Origin of the sequence: Actinospica durhamensis, from assembly GCF_018139695.1 — a bacterium.
In the GTDB taxonomy this organism is placed as follows: Bacteria; Actinomycetota; Actinomycetes; order Streptomycetales; family Catenulisporaceae; genus Actinospica; species Actinospica durhamensis.
Window position 1 is genome coordinate 1 of record NZ_JAGSOG010000451.1, and the last position, 3,832, is coordinate 3,832.

Annotated in this window: 4 protein-coding genes; 2 read left to right on the forward strand and 2 right to left on the reverse strand. The window is 71.1% G+C overall.

The window, feature by feature from the left end; all coding sequences use genetic code 11:
* On the forward strand, positions 1 to 1,364 hold a 1,364-nt coding region (locus KDL01_RS39655), incomplete at its 5' end, for a S1C family serine protease (RefSeq protein ID WP_212533880.1).
* 135 nt (positions 1,365 to 1,499) lie between these two features.
* Here KDL01_RS39655 and KDL01_RS39660 read toward each other — a convergent pair.
* A complete protein-coding gene (locus tag KDL01_RS39660; RefSeq protein WP_212533881.1) occupies positions 1,500 to 2,303 on the reverse strand; it encodes a prenyltransferase/squalene oxidase repeat-containing protein in 804 nt (267 codons plus the stop codon).
* Positions 2,304 to 2,499: 196 nt separating this feature from the next.
* Entirely contained in the window at positions 2,500 to 3,072 is a 573-nt protein-coding gene (locus tag KDL01_RS39665) for a MarR family winged helix-turn-helix transcriptional regulator (protein WP_212533882.1), read from the reverse strand.
* On the opposite strand from KDL01_RS39665, the gene KDL01_RS39670 reads away from it, so the two are divergent.
* Positions 3,071 to 3,724 (forward strand): MBL fold metallo-hydrolase, encoded by a 654-nt coding sequence (locus KDL01_RS39670; RefSeq protein ID WP_212533883.1) that lies wholly within the window; start codon positions 3,071 to 3,073, stop codon positions 3,722 to 3,724. The two genes, KDL01_RS39665 and KDL01_RS39670, sit on opposite strands and share 2 nt — an antisense overlap.
* Positions 3,725 to 3,832: the final 108 nt, after the last annotated feature.

A 3,832-nucleotide genomic window follows, 5' to 3' on the forward strand; every position in this document is an offset into this window, starting at 1 on the left:
TGCCGCAGCCCTACCCGGCCCAGGCCGCGGCTGAGCCCACGCCGCCGCAGCAGCCCGAACCGCAGCGGCCCCTCTCCGGCGACCTGGTCACCTCGTCCGGCGGATCCGGTGGCGACGCCCAGCCGCCGGCCCCGACCTGGGCCTCCCCCGCCGCCGGCGGTCTGCCGCCGTACGGCGAGAGCACCACCCCGCTCGTGTTCGAGCCGGCCCCGCGCAACGCCAAGAACCGCACGCTGGTCACCGCCGCGCTCGTGGCCGCCCTCGTCGGCGGCGGCGTGGGCGCCGGGGTCAGCTACGCGACGCGCGACAACGGCTCCGGCAACGCCGCGACCTCGACCGTGGACACCAGCGGCCTTGACACCGGCTCGGCCAACGCGACCGCGGTCACCGCCGTGGCCAAGAAGGTGCTGCCGTCGGTGGTCACCATCACCGTCGCGCCCAGCGCCTCGAACTCCTCGTCCACCAGCGGCGACATCGGCACCGGGATCATCCTCACCTCCACCGGCGAGATCCTGACCAACAACCACGTCATCTCCACCGCGGCCGCGGGCGGCTACACCATCACCGTCACCTTCGACGGCGGCGTCAACGCGCAGGCCACCATCGTGGACCGGGACCCGACCAGCGACCTCGCCGTGATCCAGGCCCAGAACGTCAAGGACCTGACCCCGGCGACGCTCGGCGACTCGACCTCGGTGCAGGTCGGCCAGGAGGTCGTGGCGATCGGCGCCCCGCTCGGCATGTCCAACACCGTCACCAGCGGCATCGTCTCGGCGCTCAACCGCCCGGTGATCCCCGAGTCCGACGACAGCTCCGGCTCCTCCTCCACCACCGCGTCCACCTCGGTCACGGCGCTGGACGCGATCCAGACCGACGCGGCGATCAACCCCGGCAACTCCGGCGGCCCGCTGATCAACATGAGCGGCGAGGTCATCGGCATCGACTCGGCCATCGCCAGCACCGGCTCGAACGACCTGAGCGGCAGCAGCGAGAGCGGCTCGATCGGCCTCGGCTTCGCCATCCCGATCTCGCAGGCCAAGCCGGTCATCTCCGAGCTGCAGGCCAAGCAGACCCCGACCCACGCCGTGCTCGGCGTCTCGGTGCAGGACGCCTCCACCACCGCCACGCACACCGGCGCGATGCTCGCGCAGGTCACCTCCGGCGGTGCGGCGGGATCCGCGGGTCTGAAGAACGGCGACGAGGTCATCAAGATCGACGACCAGGAGATCGACGGCTCGGACGCGCTCGAGGCCGCGGTGCACTCGTACCGGCCCGGCACGACCGTGCAGATCCAGTACATCCGCAACGGCCAGACGGCGACGGCGAACGTCACCCTCGGCTCCGCGGTCGACTCCTCCAGCTGAGCCGCGAGGCCCTGAGGGAGTAGCACAGACGAACGGGTCCCCCTGCGACCAGGCGGCGCCGGGGGACCCGTTCGGCGTTCATGTCGGCGGCGAGGCCGGCCTTGGCGGGCGCGCGCCGGAGCCCGCGCCGATCGGCTACGCCTCGGGCCGGTCGGCGAACGAAGGGGCCGCCGCGAGCAGCACCCGGGCCGCGGTCACGGTGAGCGTCGCCGAGCCCTGCTCGCCGATCTGGTCGGACCAGGAGCCGTCGGGGTTCTGGATCACGGTGAGCCGGGAGGCTATCCGCCGGTTCCACCGGTCCCCCGGCCGCGTGCAGGTGCCGAACCAGGCCAGATCCTCCGCGCCGAAACCCTCGAACCCGCGCCCGACCACGTCGAGCAGCCGCCGCACCACCATCGTGCGACCCTGCGTGCGCAGCACCCGCGCGGCGAGCCAGTGCGCCACCGTAGGGGCGGGCAGGCGCCCGTGCGGGTCCACCGACCACTCCAACGCCCCCGCCGCCTTCGCCACGGCATCCGGGGCCACGCCGTAGTCCGCCAGCATGGCCGCACAGTTGGCGGTCAGGTAAGCGCGCGCCCCGGGCGACCCGGGCAGCAGCCAGTCCGGCGTACGGCTACTCGGCCCCTCGCTCCAGCTGCCGTCCACGCTCTGAGCCTGGATCAGGAAGTCGAGCCCCGCCGCGAGGTCGGCGGCCACCGCCCCGGCCGGCAGACCGTGCAGGAGGAAGAGCTGGTAACACGTCCCGTCCAGGCTCGACGCGCCGTCAGACCAGAACGCCGGCCACCCGCCGTCCGCGTTCTGCGGGGTCCGCGGACTGATCGGGCCGCCTTCGACCTCCCGGCTCGCCGACACGGCGAACCTGGCTCGATCGAGGGCGTCACCGTGCGTCTGCACGTACTGCCACGCCGCCGACAGCGACGCCGTGAGGGCCTCGTTCATAAGCCGGAACCGTAGCGCTACCGCCATCCCGTCGTCCAGGCCCGTCAGATTTCGGACACCGATCGCGACGCAGCCCTCACCAGGGGCCTTTCATGAAGAAAGGCCGAAAATCGACCCCAGGGGCCGGCGGATGGCCGGTCCCCAGGGTCGGGACCGGGACGTGAGGGCGGGTCAGAGCGGCAGTGTCACCAAGGGATCACCAAGCTCCGGTGATCGGGCCGCGCTCAGGCAGCGGGGCGTGTTCCGTCCCGGCGAGGGCGGCGGTGATCCGGTCGATGAGCGTGAGTGCGTGGGCCACCGCGCGCCGTTCGTCCCCGGTGAGCGCCGACCCGAGCGCGTCGGTCAGTACACTGACACGTTGATGCCGGTCGGTGTCGAGGGCGCTGCTGCCGCACGGGGTGATGGCGAGCAGCTTCTTGCGCCCGTCGCGGGGGTCGGGCGTTGCGGCGAGGTAGCCGGCATCGGCGAGCTCTTTGACGGTGGCAGTCATGGTCTGGTGGCGCACGCCGCGCCCGGCTGCGAGGTCTGCCGTGGTCATCGGCCCGCGTTGGTCGATCAGATCGAGCACGGCCGCCGGGATCGGGGCAAGGAGGTCGCCGGTGCGCGTGGCCCGCACCAGGGCCCCGACTGTCGTTCTGAGGTGGGCGGCCACTTCCTCGGGAGAAGGAATCGGCTCGTTCGGCAGCGTGTCGTCCACGTCCACAAGGTAGCAGATCCACAGATGGGACTGTACAGTTTCTCCTGTACATCTAACGATGGGACTGATCATGCAGTTGACCAAGCACGCTCACGCCTGTGTGACCCTGGCCAAGAACGGCACGCGGATCGTCATCGACCCGGGAACCTTCACTCCGGACGCCGCCGAGGTGGTAGCCGCTGCCGAAGCCGTCTTCATCACCCACGAGCACTTCGACCACTTCGACGAGAACGTGATCGCGCGCGCCCTGGAAGAGCGCTCCGAACTGCGCGTCTACGGCCCGGCCGGCGTCGTCGAGCGTTGGCAGGATGCCAGGCACGGCCAGGTCACTTCGGTGGCGGAAGGCGACCAGATCACGGTCGGCGGCTTCGACATCGCGGTCTTCGGTCACCAGCACGCGCGGATCCATCGCGACATCCCCGCCGTCGCGAACGTGGGCTACCTCATCGACGCGAACGTCTACCACCCCGGAGACGCGTACCACGTCCCGCCGACCCCGGTCGAGACACTGCTCCTACCCACCAGCGGCCCCTGGACCAAGGTCGGCGAAGCCGCCGACTACACGCGCGAAGTCAAGCCACGACGCCTGATTCAGATCCACGAGGCCATGCTGAGCGAGATCGGACAGCAGTCGATGACCCGCTTCTTCAGCCCCTCGATGCTGACCGAGGTGCCGCTGACCATCGTGCCGACAGGCGAGACGATCGCGCTCGGCGAAAGCTGAATCAGCTGGTGCGTCGAGCGATGGGCCCAGCGGGTTCGCCCACTGGGAAACCTGAGCACGGCCGCCGGCAGGACTTACCGCACCGGATGCCACGCGTGGGGCGGGCGG